18 protein-coding genes and 2 rRNA genes are annotated in these 20,817 nt (G+C 50.0%); 14 read left to right on the top strand and 6 right to left on the bottom strand.

The genetic code is table 11. The features are described 5' to 3' along the window. From GNP95_RS06385 to GNP95_RS06365, 6 genes are all read left to right on the top strand, one after another. Positions 1-226, top strand: a 23S ribosomal RNA gene (locus tag GNP95_RS06385); the annotation flags it as partial. Between the two features lie 138 nt (positions 227-364). Beyond that, a 5S ribosomal RNA gene (gene rrf, locus GNP95_RS06380) occupies positions 365-481 on the top strand. A gap of 596 nt (positions 482-1,077) precedes the next feature. Continuing rightward, positions 1,078-1,212, top strand: coding sequence for a hypothetical protein (locus GNP95_RS26410; RefSeq protein WP_269058936.1), 135 nt, complete (start codon positions 1,078-1,080; stop codon positions 1,210-1,212). Between the two features lie 66 nt (positions 1,213-1,278). After that, a complete protein-coding gene (locus GNP95_RS06375; RefSeq protein WP_155609951.1) occupies positions 1,279-3,000 on the top strand; it encodes a cache domain-containing sensor histidine kinase in 1,722 nt (573 codons plus the stop codon). Between the two features lie 30 nt (positions 3,001-3,030). Then, a complete protein-coding gene (locus tag GNP95_RS06370; RefSeq protein WP_155609950.1) occupies positions 3,031-4,449 on the top strand; it encodes an ABC transporter substrate-binding protein in 1,419 nt (472 codons plus the stop codon). Further along, the gene (locus tag GNP95_RS06365; RefSeq protein ID WP_155609949.1) at positions 4,409-5,998 is read left to right on the top strand and encodes a response regulator transcription factor; all 1,590 of its coding nucleotides are present in this window, start codon (positions 4,409-4,411) and stop codon (positions 5,996-5,998) included. Before GNP95_RS06370 ends, GNP95_RS06365 begins: the two co-directional genes overlap by 41 nt. Positions 5,999-6,090: 92 nt before the next feature. On the opposite strand, the gene GNP95_RS06360 is transcribed toward GNP95_RS06365, so the two are convergent. Beyond that, complete coding sequence (locus GNP95_RS06360; protein ID WP_155609948.1) at positions 6,091-6,345, bottom strand: GlsB/YeaQ/YmgE family stress response membrane protein; 255 nt, start codon at positions 6,343-6,345, stop codon at positions 6,091-6,093. Positions 6,346-6,798: 453 nt separating this feature from the next. Between GNP95_RS06360 and GNP95_RS06355 the strand changes: the two genes are divergently transcribed. Next, positions 6,799-9,627: a carbohydrate binding domain-containing protein gene (locus tag GNP95_RS06355; protein ID WP_330163276.1), complete on the top strand. Its 2,829-nt coding sequence runs from the start codon at positions 6,799-6,801 to the stop codon at positions 9,625-9,627. A 114-nt stretch (positions 9,628-9,741) separates the two neighbouring features. Here GNP95_RS06355 and GNP95_RS06350 read toward each other — a convergent pair whose 3' ends face one another. From GNP95_RS06350 to GNP95_RS06340, 3 genes are read right to left on the bottom strand one after another with little or no spacing between them, the layout of a single operon-like run. Beyond that, positions 9,742-11,751: a CotH kinase family protein gene (locus GNP95_RS06350; protein WP_155609947.1), complete on the bottom strand. Its 2,010-nt coding sequence runs from the start codon at positions 11,749-11,751 to the stop codon at positions 9,742-9,744. Further along, the gene (locus GNP95_RS06345; protein WP_155609946.1) at positions 11,748-12,449 is read right to left on the bottom strand and encodes a DUF4956 domain-containing protein; all 702 of its coding nucleotides are present in this window, start codon (positions 12,447-12,449) and stop codon (positions 11,748-11,750) included. The genes GNP95_RS06350 and GNP95_RS06345 overlap by 4 nt, the downstream gene beginning before the upstream one ends. A gap of 5 nt (positions 12,450-12,454) precedes the next feature. Beyond that, positions 12,455-13,168: a polyphosphate polymerase domain-containing protein gene (locus tag GNP95_RS06340; RefSeq protein WP_155609945.1), complete on the bottom strand. Its 714-nt coding sequence runs from the start codon at positions 13,166-13,168 to the stop codon at positions 12,455-12,457. A gap of 205 nt (positions 13,169-13,373) precedes the next feature. On the opposite strand from GNP95_RS06340, the gene GNP95_RS06335 reads away from it, so the two are divergent. Further along, the gene (locus tag GNP95_RS06335) at positions 13,374-14,522 is read left to right on the top strand and encodes a hypothetical protein (RefSeq protein ID WP_155609944.1); all 1,149 of its coding nucleotides are present in this window, start codon (positions 13,374-13,376) and stop codon (positions 14,520-14,522) included. Positions 14,523-14,578: 56 nt separating this feature from the next. On the opposite strand, the gene GNP95_RS06330 is transcribed toward GNP95_RS06335, so the two are convergent. Both GNP95_RS06330 and GNP95_RS06325 read right to left on the bottom strand, forming a co-directional pair. Further along, entirely contained in the window at positions 14,579-15,145 is a 567-nt protein-coding gene (locus GNP95_RS06330) for an HXXEE domain-containing protein (RefSeq protein ID WP_155609943.1), read from the bottom strand. Between the two features lie 124 nt (positions 15,146-15,269). Further along, positions 15,270-15,716 carry an OsmC family protein gene (locus GNP95_RS06325; RefSeq protein ID WP_155609942.1) on the bottom strand — a complete coding sequence of 149 codons (447 nt, stop codon included), beginning with the start codon at positions 15,714-15,716 and terminating at the stop codon, positions 15,270-15,272. A gap of 158 nt (positions 15,717-15,874) precedes the next feature. Between GNP95_RS06325 and GNP95_RS06320 the strand changes: the two genes are divergently transcribed. The 6 genes from GNP95_RS06320 (at position 15,875) to GNP95_RS06295 (ending at position 20,714) form a co-directional block, all read left to right on the top strand. Further along, the gene (locus GNP95_RS06320) at positions 15,875-16,621 is read left to right on the top strand and encodes a YqcI/YcgG family protein (RefSeq protein WP_155609941.1); all 747 of its coding nucleotides are present in this window, start codon (positions 15,875-15,877) and stop codon (positions 16,619-16,621) included. Positions 16,622-16,706: 85 nt separating this feature from the next. Then, entirely contained in the window at positions 16,707-17,333 is a 627-nt protein-coding gene (locus GNP95_RS06315) for a LysE family transporter (protein ID WP_155609940.1), read from the top strand. 146 nt (positions 17,334-17,479) lie between these two features. After that, on the top strand, positions 17,480-17,725 hold the full coding sequence (locus GNP95_RS06310; protein ID WP_155609939.1) for a hypothetical protein: 246 nt from the start codon (positions 17,480-17,482) through the stop codon (positions 17,723-17,725). A 70-nt stretch (positions 17,726-17,795) separates the two neighbouring features. After that, a complete protein-coding gene (locus GNP95_RS26715; protein ID WP_155610059.1) occupies positions 17,796-17,951 on the top strand; it encodes an HAD-IA family hydrolase in 156 nt (51 codons plus the stop codon). Between the two features lie 81 nt (positions 17,952-18,032). Continuing rightward, a complete protein-coding gene (locus GNP95_RS06300) occupies positions 18,033-18,203 on the top strand; it encodes a hypothetical protein (RefSeq protein WP_155609938.1) in 171 nt (56 codons plus the stop codon). Between the two features lie 669 nt (positions 18,204-18,872). Further along, positions 18,873-20,714: a sensor histidine kinase gene (locus GNP95_RS06295; RefSeq protein WP_330163275.1), complete on the top strand. Its 1,842-nt coding sequence runs from the start codon at positions 18,873-18,875 to the stop codon at positions 20,712-20,714. Positions 20,715-20,817 lie beyond the last annotated feature (103 nt).

The raw sequence follows: 20,817 nt of genomic DNA, 5'->3' as shown, positions 1-20,817 counted from the left end.
CGGGATGGACGCACCGCTGGTGCACCAGTTGTTCCGCCAGGAGCATAGCTGGGTAGCTACGTGCGGATGGGATAAACGCTGAAAGCATCTAAGCGTGAAGCCCTCCTCAAGATGAGATTTCCCAATTTAGTAAGACCCCTTGAAGACGACGAGGTTGATAGGCCTGAGGTGGAAGTGCAGCAATGTATGGAGCTGACAGGTACTAATCGGTCGAGGGCTTATCCAAATTTTACCCCAAAAAGTGAAGCGGAGGCTTCGAAGAGTATACCGAATACTTTTCGGGGGCCCCGGTGAACCAAGTAAGGGCTAACACGCAAATGAAGTTTCGTATCCAGTTTTCAGGTGATCAAGTCATCTGAGCACGTTTGGTGGCAATGGCGGAGGGGTTCCACACGTACCCATCTCGAACACGACCGTTAAGCCCTCCAGCGCCGATGGTACTTGGACCGCAGGGTCCTGGGAGAGTAGGACGTCGCCAAGCAACGGAAGAAGCACTGCTGATCTTTGAATCGGCAGTGCTTCTTTGTTTTCTTTCAAGTGTTGTTTGCATGGCATCAAACGCACGTTCTTACGGACAAGAGATCCGCTATTTGTTGTTTTTATGAAAAGTCGGCATGCCAACGGACACAGAAGGCGCTATTCAGTGGAAGTGCTCGTCGGAACCATGGATTTTACATCAATAGGATCCCTTGTGTCCGTTCGGTCCAGAAAAAGCAGCATTTTTGCGAAATAGCGGAACTAAGGTCCGTAAAAGATCAGCAGAATTAGAGACAACAAAAAGACAACCTTTACTTAATGCCGTCTTTAGCTGAATAATGCTGTAACAAGGTGTATCGTATGCAGTATGTGTAACTTTATTCTATGCAAATCAGAAGAATATCAACCATAAATCGCAATATTGCTACCTCAAAATCGATTCCTGAATTCGATAGACTAACGATGTAAGCCTATACATTTAGAAAGGGGTCATACTTCTGTGTCGCCGTAGCGCTTTTTTTCAGCGTAATGTTCGCAACAACAAAGTGGTTAACGGATGTTAAACTGCATCGGGCTGAATAGCATGGCCTTCAACTCGGGATGGTGGGCGTAAGATTTCGATTTCAGAATAATGATGTCGTCGATTTTTATCACAAGCCGCTTACGCTTCAAGTCGTATTTTTGCTGTTAGATTGGATTATTACGGGACTTACTTCAGAGGCGATCAAAAGCTAGCAAGGAATATTGAATACGATGAAGAATAATACAGTTAGAAGATGTTGGAGGAGGCCACAAAAGCACATGAAGCTCCGTCGAAAAATCTTGCTGGCCATTATACTTCTCGTGTTCATTCCGGTTATACTGATGGGCGGTGTGTCGTACTACAGCTTCGCGAATGCTATGGAGAAGAAGTCCAGTCATTTCTATTGGATTTCTTTGCTGGAGAGCGACCGGAAGCTGAAATTTGCGCTGAATGAAATAACGACCATTTCGAATTCGGCAATAACTCAAGATGTGATTCAGCAAACGCTGAAGGTGCCGGGGGCAGGAGTAAGCTACGAGAACAAGCAAGAGATAAGCAAGCTATTCAATCATCCGATGATTACTTCGTTCGCATTGTATACCGAACACCAATTGCTCTATAGTTCTAATGAATCCATGGCATTTCAGGAGCTGGGTCAACAGGGCTGGTACGAGAAGATGAAATTGGCCGAAGGAAGACCGGTGTGGATTGGACCTGGGGAGAACGGTTCGGTCCCAACGGGGAAACCGGTACTCATCCAAGCCAGATTAATTAAAGATTATTATTCACTAGAGGACATTGGGGCACTCGTGATATATATCAAACCGGACATTCTGGATCAGGTGTTCTGGGAAGCAGCAACGTTGAAGCAAGGAGATATACTGCTGGTGAATACGCAGGGGAATATCGTATTTGATAAGTCTGGTGAGCATATCGGGGAACAGACTTCATTTCCTTTCCTTTCGGATGGCTATTCTAACAGCAAAGGTTATTATGTGGATAAGTATCTTGGAGAGAAATCGCTGATTACCTATCTGCCCTCTCATAATAAAGACTGGGTTTTGGTAGCGATTACACCGTTTAAGCTCATAGCCTCGGAGTCTATGTCGATCCGCAATATCGCCGTGATTCTCGTCCTGGTATCTTTGGTATCGGCGTTTTTGTTTGACCGTTTTTTTGTGCGCAGGCTGGTTAGCAGCATCATTAGCGTCGTTAACGGTATGAAGCGAGTGCAGCAAGGGATTTTCGTGCCGATTACGGCTGGACTTCCCGCGGATGACGAGCGTGATTTGCTGGTGGATGGCTTTAATCGGATGAGCACGCAGATTGACGAGCTGATTGAGCAGGTCGGGACGGAGCAGAACCGCAAGAAAGAAGCAGAGCTGCAGGCATTAGTTGCGCAGATCAACCCGCATTTCATTTACAACTCCCTGGAATCTATCAATTCCATGGCTGTACTGCAGGGGAACAAGAGCATCAGCAAAATGGTTGTTTCTCTCGGCAAGCTGCTGCGGATCAGCATCAGTGAGAATCAGGAGCTGATTCCACTGCAGATGGAAATGGAGCATGTCCGGCATTATATGGATATTCAAAAATTTCGCTTTGAAGATAAGTTTGCTTATGACATGCAACTATCGGATGAGTTGAAATACTATAAAACGCAAAAGCTAATCGTGCAGCCTATTGTCGAGAACGCGCTATACCATGCAATCGAGCCGATGGAGGGCAGCGGATTGATCACGATCCGGGCGGAGGAGCAGGGTAGTGATATTTTCATCTATGTTATGGATAACGGACTTGGATTTAATCCGGATACGCTGCAGAAGATGTGGAGCAAGGATTGGGGCAAGCTGAAAAAATACCGGGATAACGGTGTAGGCCTTAAAAATGTGCATGAACGCCTGCGCATCCGGTTTGGCGGGCATTACGGCATCATGATATGTTCTTCCTCGGGATTCGGATCTACGATTCGAATCCGGATACCTAAGATTGTTTCATAAAATAATGATAGGTAAACAGGGGGGATCATGATGAAATGGCTGTTAAATTGGGGCTGGATGCTGCTGTATGTTATCGTTCTCGCCGTATCGGTTCTCCTGATTACGGCGGGTAATCGCGATCCGATTGAGGAGAATCAGAGCGATAAGATTACGCTTACCTTTCGCCACTTCTGGACGAAGGAGCATGACCGGCCGATGCTGAGCATTTTTGAGGACGTAGTGGCGGACTATCAGAAGCACCACCCAAATGTTAAGGTGAATTTCGAAGGGATGGATCAGACTACGCATCGCGAACAGCAGTTGAAGAGCGAAATGGTCACGGGGACTCCTCCGGATATGTTCGTCTTGTTCGGTGGGGCTGAAATCGAACCGTACGTCCGGGCGAACCGGTTGATGGATTTGAGCCAGTTTGTACAGGATCGGGGACTTCAGGGACAGTTTCGCGATCTGCAGTTGTGGACCTTCGATGGCCGCGTTTACGGGCTGCCGATTGAAGGCAATGCGGAGCCTTTGTATTATAATAAGACGATTTTCGAGTTGCTTGATCTTGACGCTCCAAGCACACTGTCCGAATTGGACCATGTCATCCAGGTGCTGAGGGATAACGGCTATATTCCGTTTGCGCTAGGCAATGAAGACCGCTGGCCAGCGGCGATATTCGCCCATTACCTTATGGATCGCTACGCAGGGCCTGAACTGATTCAGGCGCTGTCGCAGGGCGAAGAGGGCTATGATTTTCGGAACGATAAATATTTGCAGGCCTATGACCATCTGGTCGATTGGGTCGAGGCAGGAGCTTTTTCTTCCTCGGCTAACGGCTATACCACCGAAGAGGCGATCGCCCAGTTTACAACAGGCCGGGCTGCCATGTATTTGAACGGGAACTGGGATATCAATCTGTTTCGCCGCAGCGGCGTGATGGACGACTCTGCATTAAGCTTTCAAGAAGAGGTTGGGGTTATCCCATTCCCAGGGATGCGGCTTGGAGCAATGAGATCGGTCGCAGGCGGGTATACAATCGGCATCGGGCTGTCTTCCAATTTGGACGATGCGAAGAAGGAAGCAGCGCTAGATTTGCTGGAGGGCTTCTATACAAAGGAAATACAGAGCCGTATCGTGTATGAGGGGCTGCGTCTGCCGTCGATCAAGCTGAGCTTTGATCCCGAGAAGACAGGTCCGGTTTTTGCACAGGTCATTACCTTGATGGAGCAGAGTACGCAAAGTTTCGTACCGTATGATAATATTTTGTCGCCAGAAGTCAAAAGGTCCTTCCTGAAGGGCGTAAAGGAAATGATTGGCAGCCAGTTGGACGCGAAGGAAGCATTGGAGGAATTGCAGCATAGCTCTACGTTTTATTGGAACCAGCGAAGAAGTTCTTTACCCTTTAAGAATTCAGGAGGTGCCACGAATGGGGTCGACGGAAGAGAAGTACAAGGTGATTCTGGTTGATGATGAGCCTATTATTCTGCGCAGTTTGAAGGCGGCCATACCTTGGGAAGAACTTCGCTTGGAAATTGCCGGGGAGGCAAGGAACGGGGAGCAGGCTCTTCAACTGGTGCGCGAGACAGCGCCGCATATGATTATTAGCGACATCCGCATGCCCGGGAAAGACGGAATCGCTCTGATGAAGGAGGTATTGGCCGAGAATCCGCAGAGATTGTTCATCTTCATCAGCGGTTACGGTGAATTTGAGTATGCAAGGGAGGCGCTGCGCGAAGGGGCTTTTGACTACTTGCTGAAGCCGATCGATCATGATGAATTGATTGAAATGATTATGCGGGCCAAGAAGCATCTTAACAAGCAGCAAGAAAACGACAAGCTCCTCCATTCGGTTCAGGTGTTATCTTTGCTTGCTAGGGAGAGGCTGTTTGCCGAGTTGATCGAAGGGAATCAAAGTCCGCTGCAGCATATGCGCTGGCTGGAGAACAGCGAGCTTGAACAGGGGTATTTCATGGCCGTCGTTCAGTTGGATCATTATGTGAAGCTTAATGAGCAGTGGAGCAGCGAAGAGAAATCCCTTTGGCTGTTCGCGATCCGCAACATCGTTAGCGAATGGTCGCTGAATCAGGGAGGACTCGCGGCATTTCCTTTTCATAGCGGTGAATGGGTTATCTTGTTCCCCAATAAGCTCAGTGAGCAAAAAACAAGCTTAGGCCATGATTTGATCCGCCAAATCAAAGTGAATACGAAGCTGTCCTGTTCTACGGGCTTCAGTCCAAGCCTGATTGGCATTAATCACTTGAACGAAGCCTATCAGATGGCGGCCAAGGCCTTGTACCAGCGCTTCTATTCCGGGGAAGAGGGAGTATACGTCTACTCGGTCAGCGACGAGACAGCCATTGCATCTGAAGTAAAGTATCCGAAGAAGCTTGAAGAATCGCTGCTGGAATGCGTCCGTAAGCTAGACCGCCAGGGGATGCAGCTGCTTTTTGATAAGATAAAAGGTGAATTCGAGGATCAGGCATTAACGAAGGGTCAGGCAGAGCGCATGATCGTTGAGCTGACAATCGTGATGTACCGGCAATTCGAAGCGATGAACCTGACGCTGGAGTGGTCGTTGGAAGGGTTACTGCAGGAGATTCACGCTGTACCAACGCTCAGCGAGATGATGGCTGTCTTGAAGAACTGCTTCGGCGAGTGGATTTTGCACGGCAAGGACAATGATTCGCGCGGGGATGTTCAGGCCGTTATTGCCAAGGCGACCTCGTATATAACTAACAATTATCATAAAGATTTAAGCATTGAAGAGGTCTGCGAAGTGGCCGAGCTGAGCATTAGTCATTTCTGCATGCTATTCAAGCAGGAGACCGGGTATACCTTCCTGGAATATTTGACGAAGTGCCGCATCGATAAGGCTAAGTTTATTTTGCAGAATACAAACGTCAAGGTATATCAGGTAGCCCCGCTGGTCGGCTATCAGGACCCCCGGTATTTTAGTCAGGTGTTCAAGAAAATAACGGGGAAAACTCCTTCTGAATATCGGGAAGAGGCCAGTTAAGATGAGTGCAGACTAGGACCTTTGAGACAAGGACGGCCGGAAAATCCGGTCGTCCTTGTAGGATTGAGCTATTTTTTTTTAGAACTGTTTCACTAGCGATTCCGCTGCATGGAGCCCATAATCAGACTGACGATGAAAACGAGGAGGATCGCTCCAATCAACGCCGGTACAAAGTAGAAATTGCCAATCACCGGCCCCCAGTTGCCAAGAATAAGGCTGCCGAGCCATGCCCCGATGAACCCGGCAATAATGTTGCCGATCACTCCCCCGGGGACATCCCTTCCCATAATCAATCCTGCGAGCCAGCCAATCACACCACCGATAATTAATGACCATAAGAAACCCATTCTTATCACCTCTATCTTTGGATTAGCTTGTCTGTCTACTATTAACCACCTCCGTCGATTTTAAACATGATGACACTCTTTTTAGCTTGAATTTGGAGTCGCCATATAATGATATTTTTGAAATATTAATTTTTTTGTTAAAAAGGGTTGTTAAACAGGCAGCTGATCTGGTAAAATCCAACACAACAACTACCAAAAACAAGCAAAACTAGCATTGATTTTAATGAAAGCACTTACAACGCGGGTTTTGTAATGGAGTTGATGTTAGGCAAAAGGAGGTAATGCATTTTGGCGTAAAATACAAACGTTTGCACCAATCAAGAAGTGATGGCTTTCGGAGCTGAAATGGGGAAGTTTTGTCTTTTGTGCAAACATTTGCACGAGAGGGTGAAAGAAATTGCTGCAGTCTGGTGCTGAAAGTTAAGTTGATGAGATTATTAAGGAGGAGAAATCGTGTATAAACCAGCTCGAAAATTTATTGCCTTATGGCTGAGCATTATTTTTGTGGCAACTTCGCTTTTTATGAATCCTTTAGCGGCGGTAAAGGCCGAGTATATCCCGGAGCTGCCGCAGCTCCAAGCTGCCAATGAGTCGCACGTGCCGCTGGAGGCTGCAAGCGCCGCCGCTCAGGCAGATGCTGCAGAGCTGCAGAGCGGGCTTTTTAGCTGGGATAATGCAAACGTTTACTTTGTACTGACGGATCGGTTCATGGACGGGGACTCGAGCAATAATAATTCCTATGGACGTCCGCAGCGGGACGCTACCGGGAAAAATATCGGTACGTTTCACGGAGGGGATTTGAAGGGCTTGACACAAAAGCTCCAGGAGGGCTATTTTACCGATTTAGGCACGAATGTGCTTTGGATTTCTGCACCTTATGAGCAAATGCACGGATGGGTCGGGGGAGGCAACGGCGGGGATTTTGCCCATTACGGCTACCATGGTTACTATGCGCTTGATTATACGATGATGGATCGCAATATGGGGACGGTCAGCGATATGCGGGAGTTTGTGGATTTGGCGCATTCGCAGGGCATTCGCGTCGTATTGGATGTCGTTCTGAATCATCCTGGTTATTCTACTCTGAAGGATATGGAGGAATACGGCTTCGGGGCAAGAAATGGCATCGGTGCCGGCTGGACGCCAGGCAGCGGCCAAACCTGGCACAGCTTTCATGATCAGATCGATTATAATAACGCTTCTGCTTGGGCGGGCTGGTGGGGCAGCTGGGTCCGGGCCGGCATCGCAGGGTATGAGAATTGCGGCGGCAGCGATTTAACCCAGTGCGTAGGGAACCTGCCTGATTTCCGAACAAATGTGAATAGCAGCGTAGGGCTTGCTCCTATTTTGAGGACGAAATGGGCCAAGGAAACAACCGGGCATGATGCTTGGATTGTGCCGTCGGCCTCAGGTTTGCGAAAGGACCTTGGTATAGCACCAGCCGATCATATCGTGAAAATGCTTGCCGCCTGGGTGGAGGAGTTTGGGATTGACGGCTTCCGGGCCGATACGGCCAAGCATGTGGAGCTCAGCCGCTGGCAGCAATTGAAGAACGAGAGCAGCGCAGCGCTGCAGAGATGGAGGCAGAACAACCCGAACAAGCCGGGAGCGGATTGGAAGGACAGCTTCTGGATGACTGGAGAGGTATGGGGGCATGGCGTCGGCAAAAGTGAATACTTTAGCTATGGCTTCGATTCAGTCATTAATTTCAGCTTCCAGGACAGCAATCTGAACGCCTTGGAGGGCACTTATGCCGAATATGCCTCCAAGATTAACAGCGACCCGAATTTCAATGTGCTGAGCTACATTTCATCGCATGATACCCGTTTATATGACCGCAGCCGGCTGATTCAGGCGGGCAGTGCTCTGCTGCTGCTGCCGGGCGGAGTCCAAACGTTCTACGGGGATGAGGCGGCCAGAGCGTTTGGCGATACCGGTTCGGACCCGCAGCAAGGTACCCGTTCCTCCATGAATTGGAGCAGCTTAAATCAGGACGTCCTGTCGCATTGGCAGAAGGTCGGGCAATTCCGAAACCGCCACATTGCGATCGGAGCTGGCAGCCATGCCAAAATCGCGGATGCTCCTTATACGTTCAAACGATCGTATTCGAAGAACGGCACTCAGGATCAAGTCGTTGTTGTGATGGGCGCTTCAGGAACGACGAAGGTAAATGTATCGTCGGCGTTCGCCGACGGCAGCACGGTACGGGATGCCTATACGGGGAATGAAGCCGTCGTATCCGGCGGGTTCGCTACATTTGCTGCACATGCAAGCGGTCTGATTCTGATTGAGCGGGCGGCGGAGTCGGATCTGCCTGCGGTGTCCGCGTCGCCTGCGGGAGGAAGCTTCAATACAGATAGCTTAACAGTTACGCTCCATGTCAAAAAAGCGGAGTCCGGAAAATACACGCTGGATGGCAGTAACCCTTCACAAGGCATTCCATATACAGATGGTACGGTAATTACGATCGGAAACGGTATGGAGTTCGGCGAATCGGTCACATTGCGGCTGTATGCTGTGAACGGGGACGGGTCTTCCCTACAGGAATACAGCTTCACGAAGAAAAATCCCGACGCCGGGTTGACGGTTTATTTCAAGAAGCCGGCGGATTGGGGCGCGCCTTCCCTGTACTACTATAACACGTCGCCTAAGGCAAACGAGCCGACATGGGCTACATCCCCGGCAATGACAAGGGTTTCGGGTGATTGGTATTCCTATAGAATCGCAGGCGTGGATAGCGCGACAGTCATTTTCAAAGATAATTCGGGCAAACAGAACCCGGGCCAGAACCAGCCGGGATTCATCCGTACTTCAGACGGCTGGTATGACGGTCAGCAGTGGCATGACACAAATCCGGATGGGACGGGTAATCCTGGAACAGGTGGGAACAAGGTCACGATCTACTATAAACATGGCTTCACAGCGCCGTATATCCATTATCGCCCTGAAGGAGGAACTTGGACGCCAGTTCCGGGCATAGCAATGGAAGCCTCCGAGGTAGCGGGCTATAGCAAATACACCGTAGATATCGGAACCGCCTCCCGTCTTGAGGCCTGTTTTACGGATGGCAAAGGCAATTGGGACAGCAACAATATGAATAACTATTTCTTTGCAGCGGGAACATGGACGTATAGCGGGAACGGACAAATTACAACGGGGGCTCCGGCAGCTGCAAGGTCTGCGGATGTAATGTATCTTGCGCCAGGGGCAGAGAGTTCTCAACCGGCAGAGGAGGAGTTCCCGCCGGAAGAAGCTCCGCAGGAAGGTGCGGAGGCTGCTTAAAATAGCAGGCAATTGCTAATAGAAAATCAAATAGAGGAACGCCCCGGGCATCTTATAATGCCGGGGCATTTTGTTGTATGGCGAGCTATGGAGTTGAGCGAAGTTACTAATATGCTATAGTCGTTTTCGCCGGAAATACAATACGAATGCACAGGCGGCGAGCAGAACCGTTAGCGATATTCCAGCCGTGATGGCCTCTGTCGTATTGTCCTGCTGCTGGCGGCTTTGCTGGCCAGCCCCCCAAAACTCACCGGGATTGCCGAAGCCTTGAGGGGGAGTAAGACCCATGCCGTCCTGGGCGCTCCTTCCGCCTTGGTCCCTCTCCAGGGGCGCTTGCCCATCCGGAGCAGCTCCCGGATTGCCGAAGGTCAGGTTTGAGCCTTGCTGTGCCTGTGTCCCCTGCTCTGATTGTTTTGGGTTAGCGTCTTGTGGAGCCGGTGCTTCCTGCTCTGACTGTACTGGGTTAGCGCCTTGGGCTGTCGGCCATTCCGCGGCTCTTTGCTCATTTGCGGCAGCGACTTGTTCTCCTGCGGAACCGGAAGCATCGACATGATTGCGGATGCCAGGAACTGCGCCAGCTCCGAGTCTGCCGCCTATGCCGCCTCCCATGCCGCCGCTGCCCGATCCGTCCCCAGAGGAAGGGATCGTTCCGGCCAGCTGCTGGGCAATATTGTCGACCTGCTTCGCATTGGTCGCCAATAACTCCGTCACGCCTTGCTCATATTCCTCATACGTGTAGAATGCCGTCGGGTCCTGCTCAACGAATTCGGAGATCATTTGCTTCAATTGTTCCACGCGAGCGGAGAAGCTGTCTTCCGACAGATAACCTTCGATCGCCTCTTTTATAATATCATGGTATTTCTCTTTATAAGCATCCACAGCAAGAAGCTTGGCGACGAGAGGCCGCTCGGCCAATGCCCCTTGAGTAGGTTCGTCGATGAGCAGCGCGGTGCTGGATTGTCCGGGCAGAGCATTTGCATTCTGATCCTGATCATTTGCAGGAGTCTGCAAAACTTCGACGTTTGGCAATTGTGGGGGAGCAGCAGCTTTATTCTCTGTATTGTCGTTAGCAATGCTGCCCGCATCGGCAGTTATATCGGCCGCCGCGTTCCCCGCTGCCCGGCTGCCCCGCTGGCCGCCGCGTCCCATGCCGCCTAATCCGCCGAAGGCCATGTTGTAGTCCCAAGGCAGGATGGAGAACACGCCGTCTTCCTCGTACAAATAGTAATTTTGCTTATTTCCGCCGATGTAGCTGTCGGTATTGTTCGTGACCACGTTCAAGGCGATATACTTCAAGGCCTCCTCGACAAAGATCACACTTTCGTAATCGGTGCCATGATTGAGCTCGTCCAGCATATCGGTCAGCACATTGCCATTATGGGATTTGGACTTCAATTCCAAACCGGTGTATAAATCGGGATCATCGCCCAGCCACATCAAATCGCTGCCGCTCCCTGTCATTACGCCTTTATACAAGGCCCCATAAGCATTATCGAAATGGCGCTCTAAGTATGCGGTTCCGATCTGCTCGACGGCCAGGTAGAAGCCCCATCGCTCGCCGTTAATATAAATGTTGACGAATGAATATTTCGGCGTCGGCAGCCCCATCGTTTCCGCCAGCTCGTAAGCGAGATATTCACGCATATAAGAGGCATCGCTGTAATTGTTGTTCAGATTGATTTTCTCCAGTCCGCCCAAGGTTTGATTGACGTATTCGTTAAAAGACAACTTGAAGCTGTACCTGTCCGAATCGCTCATTTGCACCACGCTTCGCAGAGATAAATTGCCTTTCGTACGGATGCCGATATTGTCGATCTGCTGTCCGTTGTAGTTCACGGAGGCTGGTTTGTATTCCTCGGCGCTGGCATTGTCCAGCATGTCCTGGAAATCATCCGGATCGATCGTAATTTTGACGTCGACGACCTTATCTTTGGGGAAAACAACCTCGTCGAGAAATTGGGCCGCAGCCGATCCGGAAGAAGGGTTATAAGCGCTGGTGGCAGCCGTGCCATTATTGCTGGTAGACAGGGAGGCCGGCGCATTGGCAGCGGAGCACGCAGCGAGCCCCAAGCACATCAATCCAAGGGACAGGCTCTTTAGAGCGCTCTTCAGCCTAAAGGTCATGATACATAATCCCCGTTGTAGCTGATGAGCACCGCATTTCTCACTCCGTCCAGCTCGGAGATCCGGTTGACGAACACGCCTTCGCTGTCGCGGAGGCGAACCTCCAGCGTCATCTCGATGTTGCCGGGAGATACGGTTTTTTGCTTCACATTATAGCGTTTGACAAGTCCGGAAATGGCCCGGTGAATCGCCTGCTCGCTTTCATCGCCGCTGCAGTTGATTACAAGCAGATAAGGCGTCTCCAATGTGGAGTTCTTAATGAACAGAAACAGTACCAGCCCGATAATGACGGAGCCGATGGCTGCTAGAGTGTAGAAGCCCGCTCCAGTGACGATGCCTGCGGCGGCAGCCCAGAACAGAAAGATCAGATCTGTAGGATCTTTGATTGGCGTTCTGAAGCGGACGATCGATAGGGCGCCGACCATACCGAGGGACAGGATCAGGTTGGAATTAATCGCGATGATGACCATCGCTGTTACCAAGGTCATGCCGATCAAGGAGACGTTGAAGCTTTTCGAGTACAGCACGCCGCTGAATACCCTTTTGTACAGAATAAAAATAAATAAGCCAATGATAAATGCGATGCCCAGTGTGATAAGAATTTTGGACAAGCTGATATCGGATGTAAAATTGTTTAGCACCGACTTCTTGATCATGTCGCTAAAGGTGGTAGATGATGCATTTGTCGCCGTTTCCATAGTGATTAGTAATCCTCCCATGAGTTTTCTTTAAGATATTTGCAGCAGATGACGTATTTCGATGCAGATTGGCGGCTAAGCCCTTCAAGCTGTAGAGCGGCCCGGATCGTCTCGGGGATGAACTCATCGTATTTGACCTCCAGAATGATGAGCTTATCGTCGATCGCGGATACCGACTGCAGTTGGTGATCGAAAATATCGACCGCATGCAGCCCGGTTCTTAACTCCTTGTCAAACGTAATCCGGACATTGCCGTTTGCAAATACGAACGGCTCGCGCACGTAATCCACGATAACCTTCGGCCTAAGCAGCCGGTGGTTCATCTGCTGGTAGAGCTCCATTAGAAGCGGCTTCTCCGGGACGTGAAGGACTTGGAATTCGCCGTTAAGAATGGAGCGATACATATCGCGGGTGATTGGCTCTTTCACCTTGGCGATGTAATCGTTCAGCTTTATTTTTTTCTCAAAATGGATCACGTCGTCCTGCATATTGTAGATGCGGATGCGGTATTTGCAGCGCTGGCGGATTCCTCCCAGCTTCTCGTGCAGAGCCGTGTTATCGATGTCGTCGAAATAGAGGCTGCGGATGTGGTACTCCCCGTTAGAGCCTGTATGCCGATCATGATCCATCAGGTTGACCAGACGCTGTCGCAAAAGAAAGTATTGCTGCCGGTTGATTAAAAATTTGAGTTCGTGCCGAAAGTTGAGTTTCGTATTCATGAATGCTTGTACACCTCTTTTCCTGGGGAATATGCTATTTCGTCCATAGCCGGTTCATACACTCGCTTGGTGAGCTTAAAATACATCCTAGCAGCCGTTCCTGATTTCTCACTTAATGTAAACTGAATGTCAACTGAAAGTTAAAATGTGTTTCGATATATTAAATTGGGGTAATGAATAATTTGGATATTATACATAGTCATTTATGATCAAACAGGGAAAGGAACGTAAGACGAAGATGGCATGGAATCAGACGAAGAAGAGAAGGACACACAAGCGGAAATGGAATGAAAATAAGGGTCTATGGCAGATATTGTTCATCGGCTCGATCGTCGCTGCTCTGGCCATGACCGTTGCCGGTTGCGGACAGGGAGGGGACGCCGGAAAGGCTGGGAATGTCCCGGCCGCTTCAGCGATGAATGAAGGCAATGCTTCCAGTGCTGCGCTCGAATCCAATGCAGCGGCACACGACGAAGAAGGCTCCAATGTGAATTTTGAAATCGAGACGGGCGGGAAATCCGAGGATGCTCCGGCTGACCAAGGCGATCCAAGCGTATGGATTAATGCAACAGCCAAGCTGGAAAACGAAAGAGTTGTGATTACAGGTACGACGAATCTGCTGCCGGGCGCAAAAATGAAAGCCGACCTCACCGCCGCCGGCTATAATATGTGGGGATACAACGATGAGGCGGAAGTAGGGCGCGATGGCACCTTCAAATTCGATATCAAGCAGCCAAATATCAAGGAAGGGACGCTGGACATTACGATCAGCTTCGTACCCGAGGAGCAGGCGGGTGAAATGGAGGCTTACGGCAAGGACGGCGGCAAGCTGACCGGTCCTTATATTCACCAGTATGAAGAGTCGGATCAGGTATATCAGAAGGCAGTAGCCTTTATTCACGTAAATGCAGATCCGGAGAAGGCAGGCCAGGAGTGGAGGACGGAAATTCCCGGAGAGAAGCCGGAGGATTACGGCAGCCCGGCCGTGTGGATTACCCCGGTGATTTCGTTTGACGGCAAACGCTATCTGATCAAGGGGACTAGCAATCTGCTTGAAGGGGTAAAGGTAGAGGCTGACGTGGACATTCCGGATCATTGGCATTTCGGGTACGGCGAAAGCGCCCGGGTTATGCCGGACGGGTCCTTCAGCCTGCAAATGAAGAAGCCGGATAAAGTGGATACATTCTATATCGTCTTGAAGGTCGTCCCGGATGAGGATATGCCGAAGGCGGCGAAAGAAGCTTATGGGGCTAACGGAGAGAAGTTCGATGGAGAGCTGGTCAAGGCGGAGCAGAGCGATCAAGGCTCCATATCGGTTATCCAGCTGAAAATGAAGATTAAAGAAGAACAATAACAATAGGGGAGCCTATGGTATAAATGCCAGGGCCCCCTTTTTTACCGGGTGGATGTTTAAAGTTTGGTCTGCGTGTTAGTGACATACCGCTTACGGCCCTGGAGCAGCAGGAGGAGCGCAGGCGGCAGGACGACGAGCAGAAGAATCAGTCCCCATAACAGATCACGCGGCCCTACGATGTGATCCGTAAGCAGTCGGTAGTAAGTGTAGAGCGAGTAAGGGAGTACAAGCACGATAGAAGTCAAGACACCTGGGGCGTACAGCCTGAAGTAAACGGATTGGAAGATATGGGTAAAGACATGCAGAAAGAATAAATGCAGGGCGGCGATAAAAGGCAGGTAGAAGGAGTAAAATACAGCGAGCACCGTAACGGTCACAATGACGATGAATATGGCCAGAACGTCTTTGGCAAAATTCAAGGTGTTCATTTGAAACGAAGCTTGGTACAGCTTGCGGGCAAACGGAGGCAGGGAGCTTTGAATGCGCGCTCCATGCTGCGTAACCCAGCGTTCTATCGTAAGAATTTCCTCAAAATCATGAAACATAAAAATGATAGGAAACAGCCATAACAGACTTAAAAAATGAATCTGTTCATTTAGCGAAGTCAACGATTCTATCAACATTATTCTCACCCTCCTAGAGATAAAATATCATATTAAGGGGGGGGGTTCCATTTATTATCTCTATCCTCTTAATAAAAAAAAAGATACAGCTTGCCCGCAGTGACAAGCCATACCTCTTTCAGTTCTAGTTCTCGATGACGATCCGATCGAGCTTCAGGTTAACCGGGTTGGCAATCGTATCGCCTACCGGACATTTACTCTCCAGAAAATGTACGAACTCCTCCACTTTTTCACGAGGGGAGCTGGTTTTAACATAGAACGTATACCTTATATCGGAGTACCCCGGACGAACGTCCGACCGATTGAAGAAGCCGTCCAAATCGATATCGCCTTCCACTTCCACGCGGAAATCCTCCAGCTCAACATTGAATTTCGGGGCGTATACCCGGGCGACAATTGCCTGGCATGCGCCGAGCGAGGCCAGCAGCGCCTCGACCGGATTCATTCCGGTATCCGTTCCTCCCAAGCTCTTGGGCTCATCGATGATCAGTTCGAATTGGCGGGAAGCCGTCTTGACTTGTACGCCGTTTTGCAGGTGTGCAGTTGCTTTGAAGGTTTGTACAGCAGCCATTGCTTCATCTCTCCTTTGTTTAAAACATACTTATCCGCTAGGTTTTATTGAATTATATGCCTGGATTACCCGAATGTCAATACAAAAGTAATGCGGACGGGACATTCACACATCTCAGACTCCTTCAATACTGTGTACTACAAAGGAGGATGGGGATTATGCTTTACGATCAGGCTCTTATGAACGGGCTGTCGCTTAAAGAAGACGGCTGGAAATACGATGCTTATCGGCAGTTTGCGTTGAAGCTGGCCGATAAGGAATATTTATTTCCTTGCATTCCGGCAACGATCGGCTTTAAACGGGGGCAGTTCAGGTACGGATTCGCCAGCGATCCCCGCACGGACGAGGCTGCGGCAGAGCTGGCCGGACTGCTGGGGAGCTTCGGTGAGGAATCGCGAAGCTTCGGGAAATACACATCGCTGATACTCTTTTTCGAGACGCCGCAGGAGCTGATACAGAGATGTAGCGTGGAGGAATACAGGGAAATCTTCTGGAGGCTACTGGTCAAAGCGAGGGAGCTGGACGACCGGGGCTGGCCAGAGCATATCCCTGGAGATCCCTATGATCCGCTCTGGGAATACTGCTTCGGCCAAGAGCAGTATTTTGTGTACTGCGCCACTCCGGCCCATCGCCTGCGGCAAAGCCGGCATTTTCCTTATTTTATCATGGCGATTACGCCCCGCTGGGTGCTCGTGGAATTTAACGCATCCAGCGAAGCTGCAGCCCAAATCAAGCATAAAATCAGGGAGCGGATTACAGGATACGATGCAGTTGGCATTCATCCCGATTTGAACAGCTATGGAAACGAAGATAATTTTGAGTGGAAGCAGTATTTTCTTGGGGATGATTCGGTTCCATCAGCTTCACGCTGCCCTTTTTCCGGTTTTCGCTCCAATAAAACCTGACCAGGTAGTCGTACAATCCTCCCTCCCTGAATAAAATGGTACAAGTTCAGGCGAAGATTTGCGCCATGGGAGGAGAGGATGAAGCATGAGCTTGTTTGTGAGTTATATTTTGCTGGGACTGTCGCTGGCCGCGCCGATCGGTCCCATCAATGCCGCACAAATGGACCGGGGGATTCGCGGCGGCTTTTGGAATTCCTGGGTGCTGGGACTTGGATCTTTGTGCGCCGATTTTATATTTATCGGCCTTGTTTATTTCGGTACGGTTCACTTCCTGCAGGTTCCTTTCGTTAAAACCTTTCTTTGGCTGTTCGGCAGCTTTGTGCTTCTGTACAGCGGCTGGGAGGGGCTGAGGGGAGCGAGAGAGATAGCGGAATATCGGAACGCCAGGCAGGAGTCCTTATATAAATCCTTTGGCGCGGGCTTCTTCCTGTCGATTTCCAACCCTTTGTCGATCATGTTCTGGCTGGGGATTTACGGCTCAATCTTGGCGAAGGCGGCTCAAACCTACGGCACGAAGGAGCTCGTCCTTTATACCTCTGCAGTCGTAATGGGCCTGGTAATTTGGGATTTGACCATGGCGGCCATGTCGAGCGGGTTTCGCCGGCTGCTGACTCCGCGCCTCTTAACGGGCATTTCCATGCTCTCCGGGCTGTCGCTCATCGTTTTTGGCTTTTACTTCGGCTGGCAGGCCTGTCTTGAGCTGTTCGGTTAACATCGTAAAAACGCACATAAGCTTCTTAGAGCTGGACATTTGGCGTATTCGGCTCTTTGGCTAATCTGGATATTCACGCCGATACAGGGCAAGGCCCGGCATCGGTCGCAGCGCGTACAGATTTAGTACAAAGGAGTCGGGAAAGCATGCCAAAGATCGCGGACAAATATTTGGCGGTAGATCCGTGGAAGGTCGTGGAGGAAGGTTTTGGTTTTGATGCGGGGCGGAACCGGGTGTCGGAATCGATTTTTTCACTAGGCAACGAATATATGGGGGTCAGGGGTATCCGGAAGAAGGGTACCGCGGGGATACACTACTGGGGAGTTACTTTAACGGGCTGTTCGAAGAAAGCAAAGTGGAACAAGGCCAAAGGACGGTTATGGTCAAGCTGACGGTAAATCTAGCGGGAAAAAGACGTAAGCCGCTCGGACGAGGAAATATGGAACGACGGGCAGCAAAGCGCTGGGGCTTAGGCCGTCCGAATGCGCTCTATTTGAGGATACCGGTGCAGGAGTGCAGGCGGGAAAGGCGGCTGGCTGTAAGGTGGTGGGGATCCGCAGCCCCGATATTTTGCAGCAAGCAGTTCGCGTAATTGCTGGACTATATGAACTAATTTAATCAAATCAAGCGAAACTAAATTTATTCGTTTTAGCGATCCTGCTTTTTGGGCAGGATTGTTTTTTGGCGTGAGCATGAAAAGTGGAAGAGGACAACGCTTGGATCTTTCGCAGCCAGGTAGGGCTGCGTAAAAAGCTGGCGCTCCCCGGGGGCCGGGGGGCTGCAGGATGCGTCCCGGCAGGTGCTGCAGGGTGCGCTCGGGGTGAAGTGCTGCCGGATGAGTCCATGGTGAGGGGGCAGGGTGCGCTCTAGCAGTGTAGTGCTGCCGGATGATACTCAACGTGTGCTTGCTCACAAATGGAGGGCCATTGTCTGTACAAGCTAAATGTATTTTATACATCTAGTTAAGCCCTTTTATCAAAAATCCATGCATTAAATGTAAAACATGCAGTTAGTTGGCCTGAATGGAGTTCATTCGTTGAAATCGCCTAAAACTAAATGTAGGTTTTGCAGTTAGTTCCCCCTAACAATGCAAAAACCAATGAACTAACTGTATGAAATACATTTAGTTACCTAATCATTTATAAGGTTAAAAAGCGCGCTGGTTATTTGCCGTGTATGAAATACATTTAGTTACCTAATCATGACCATCTAGCAGTTACGTTTATGGGAGGGAAAGACTTCACTTTTATTAGAGGGCGTGAGGTTGTGCAGGAATTGTTCCAGTCTAGGGCTAATTTGAAGGGAGGCAGGTGATCATTTTGCGCTTTAGCATCATTCAGGCCAATTGTATGGAGATACTCGGAGAAACTCTGCATTATTGCAGTATTTCCGCAACCAAACTTTGACCGACCGAACCGGCCGTGTGTTTTGACAGGACCGGGTAGCAGAATCGAAGAAATGCCCATGATGTGCATAGAAATGCGCATACTTGCCCGTTTTCACAATTGATATAGTTGAAATGCCGGGGGTGCATGGCAGGTGAAAATAAGACTAAAGAATCCGCTCTACAGAATGAATGTGAAGCGGCAGCTTATTTTGCTGTTTCTGGTCGCAATCATTCCGTTATTTGTCCTGAACGCTTATGGCAACTACCGGGCTGGGCAAATTTTGAAGCAGCATGTGACGAACGCCTACATCGAGCTCAATAAGCAAAATTTCAAACTGATCAGCCGTGATATCGAAGCGATCAACAAGGTGAGCTCGACCGTATTCCAGAATGCGCTGCTGCAGAAATTGAATCCGGTTTCAAGGGAGGAGACAGTGCTGGAACGGGTAAAAAACTACGAAAACCTGGAGAAAATTCTGGCCTCCTACTCTCAGGACAGTGACGAACGCGAACCGCTGTATTATTCGCTGTACGTTTACGATCCTGACAATACATACAGCTTCGCTCCCTTCTATCCGGGTCCTCGCAAATCAGGAGTATATTTTTTTGATGACGCGGAGAAGCCGGAATGGTTCGATGAGGCAATCGTGAAGAAGGGGCGCGGATATCTGCGGCTTGTGGAGCATTTGTCTCCGCCCACAAGGGGGCAGAGCAGCCAAAAAACACTGGCTTATATCCGGGCCATAAACAGTATTTACACAAATGGAACGATCGGCGTCCTGGTTGTGACGAACTTGGATGCCCGGATCGGCGAATCACTGCGGACGGTATCACTGCCGGAGGGAGAGCTCTTTTTTACCGATGGGGAGAACCGGATATTGGCGGCCAGCACACACGGGCACGAGGCCGTACTGAGCTTGCCTGCGAAGGCTGATTCCGGCGAGGCGATGATCGGGGTGACGGATGTCATTACCGACAAGTTTATTTATGTCATTAATTATAATTACGTTCTTCAGCAGAAGCTCGTATATAAGGTCCCTTTGCAGGCACTGCTCCAGCAGCAGAACGAGATCAAACAGGTAATTCAGCTGATTTCGATCGTTTATTTCGCGGTTGGACTGTTTATTTTGCTGTATTTCTGGCGTTCGCTAATGACGCCGCTGCAGCGGCTGGTGTATTTCGTAAGAAGATATGAACCGGGGAACGTCGTCCCGGAAACGCCGAGGCTGAAGAGGAACGACGAGATCAGCGTGCTGATTTATACGATATACGACATGGCGCGACGCCTAAACTCGCTAGTGCATTACAAATACGCGATGGACTTGAAGCAGAAGGAAAGCCAGCTACAGCTGCTGTATCAGCAGATCAATCCGCATTTGTTGTACAACACGCTAGAGAGCATTTATTGGAAAAGCACGCTAGAGGGCAATACGGCCTCCGCCGAAATGATCAAGGAGCTGTCCAAGCTGATGAAGATCAGCTTGAGCCGGGGCAGGGAGTTGATAACACTGGAGGAAGAGCTGGAGCATGCCTCGGCCTATATTAAGCTGCAGCAGCACCGGTACGAATATCAGTTTCACGTTGGCACCGATATTCCGGCGGAGCTGCTTCCGGCAGCCATCCCCAAAATTACGCTGCAGCCGCTAATCGAGAACGCAATCATCCACGGGGTGAGGCATATGGGAGAAGACGGCGAAATATGGATCAGCGCCTCCGGAGATGAGGAGCATCTGTTCATTCGCATTGAGGATAATGGCTATAAGTCTGTCGACTATGATAGGATCAATCGTCAGCTGCATGAAGGGAACCCTGACCCGTCGTTTGGTTACGGGATCGGCAATATTAATCAGCGCATCAAGCTGCACTTCGGAGCATCTTTCGGATTGAGCTATGCCGGACGCCCGGGAGGCGGCACCAGGGTAACGCTGCATCTTCCGAAGTCGTTCCAAGGCCGGGAGCAGCAGGAACCGGGCCAAGATGGCAAACAGAAGTAACAAGCAAACCGTAACAACGACATGACGTGCAATGTGACAAGCAGACGCCGCCAACAGACACCACCAACAGATGCAATAAGCAAACATAACAGAAATATGGCAG

Origin of the sequence: Paenibacillus woosongensis (assembly GCF_009725165.1) — a bacterium.
Lineage (GTDB): Bacteria > Bacillota > Bacilli > Paenibacillales > Paenibacillaceae > Fontibacillus > Fontibacillus woosongensis.
This window is presented reverse-complemented; position numbering and strand designations above follow the sequence as displayed.

Excerpts from the sequence above, each read along its gene's own strand:
- GNP95_RS06310 (WP_155609939.1), top strand. The coding sequence starts at position 17,480 with ATGCCAAAGATCGCGGACAAATATTTGGCGGTAGATCCGTGGAAGGTC.
- GNP95_RS06365 (WP_155609949.1), top strand. The coding sequence starts at position 4,409 with ATGGGGTCGACGGAAGAGAAGTACAAGGTGATTCTGGTTGATGATGAG.
- GNP95_RS06330 (WP_155609943.1), bottom strand. The coding sequence starts at position 15,145 with ATGTTGATAGAATCGTTGACTTCGCTAAATGAACAGATTCATTTTTTA.
- GNP95_RS06320 (WP_155609941.1), top strand. The coding sequence starts at position 15,875 with ATGCTTTACGATCAGGCTCTTATGAACGGGCTGTCGCTTAAAGAAGAC.
- GNP95_RS06375 (WP_155609951.1), top strand. The coding sequence starts at position 1,279 with ATGAAGCTCCGTCGAAAAATCTTGCTGGCCATTATACTTCTCGTGTTC.
- GNP95_RS26410 (WP_269058936.1), top strand. The coding sequence starts at position 1,078 with ATGGTGGGCGTAAGATTTCGATTTCAGAATAATGATGTCGTCGATTTT.
- GNP95_RS06360 (WP_155609948.1), bottom strand. The coding sequence starts at position 6,345 with ATGGGTTTCTTATGGTCATTAATTATCGGTGGTGTGATTGGCTGGCTC.
- GNP95_RS06370 (WP_155609950.1), top strand. The coding sequence starts at position 3,031 with ATGAAATGGCTGTTAAATTGGGGCTGGATGCTGCTGTATGTTATCGTT.
- GNP95_RS06335 (WP_155609944.1), top strand. The coding sequence starts at position 13,374 with ATGATCAAACAGGGAAAGGAACGTAAGACGAAGATGGCATGGAATCAG.
- GNP95_RS06340 (WP_155609945.1), bottom strand. The coding sequence starts at position 13,168 with ATGAATACGAAACTCAACTTTCGGCACGAACTCAAATTTTTAATCAAC.
- GNP95_RS06325 (WP_155609942.1), bottom strand. The coding sequence starts at position 15,716 with ATGGCTGCTGTACAAACCTTCAAAGCAACTGCACACCTGCAAAACGGC.
- GNP95_RS06345 (WP_155609946.1), bottom strand. The coding sequence starts at position 12,449 with ATGGAAACGGCGACAAATGCATCATCTACCACCTTTAGCGACATGATC.
- GNP95_RS06350 (WP_155609947.1), bottom strand. The coding sequence starts at position 11,751 with ATGACCTTTAGGCTGAAGAGCGCTCTAAAGAGCCTGTCCCTTGGATTG.
- GNP95_RS06315 (WP_155609940.1), top strand. The coding sequence starts at position 16,707 with ATGAGCTTGTTTGTGAGTTATATTTTGCTGGGACTGTCGCTGGCCGCG.